This window comes from Burkholderia sp. BKH01 (assembly GCF_025685725.1).
GTDB lineage: Bacteria > Pseudomonadota > Gammaproteobacteria > Burkholderiales > Burkholderiaceae > Burkholderia > Burkholderia pyrrocinia_C.
In genome coordinates this window covers 1-450 of the sequence record NZ_JAOTQT010000066.1, presented here as the reverse complement: position 1 = coordinate 450, position 450 = coordinate 1, and the positions used below count along the sequence as shown (strand labels likewise).

The window sequence follows — 450 nt, the reverse complement described above, 5'->3', positions numbered from 1 at the left end:
AGCCGATCGAGCTATTGGCCGACGACAGGCCGGTCGAGGTCGAGGTCGACAACGAGGTGATCGAGCTGTTAGCTGAGGACAAACCCGTCGACGTGGAAGTGGACAGCGACGTGATGGAGCTATTCGCCGACGACAGACCCGTCGACGTGGAGGTCGACAGCGACGCCACCGAGCTGTTGGTCGAGCTCAGGCCGGTTGACAGCGAGCCGATCGAGCTATTGGCCGACGACAGGCCGGTCGAGGTCGAGGTCGACAACGAGGTGATCGAGCTGTTAGCTGAGGACAAACCCGTCGACGTGGAAGTGGACAGCGACGTGATGGAGCTGTTAGCCGACGACAGACCGGTCGAAGTCGAAGTGGAAAGCGACGTGATCGAACTATTGGCCGATGACAGGCCCGTCGACGTGGAGGTCGACAGCGACGACACCGAGCTGTTGGTCGAGCTCAGGC

1 protein-coding gene is annotated in these 450 nt (G+C 61.6%); it reads left to right on the top strand.

What is annotated here, in order from left to right; genetic code table 11:
- A partial coding sequence (locus tag OEJ37_RS34830; RefSeq protein ID WP_263349536.1) for a hypothetical protein occupies positions 1-450 on the top strand: 450 nt, incomplete at both ends.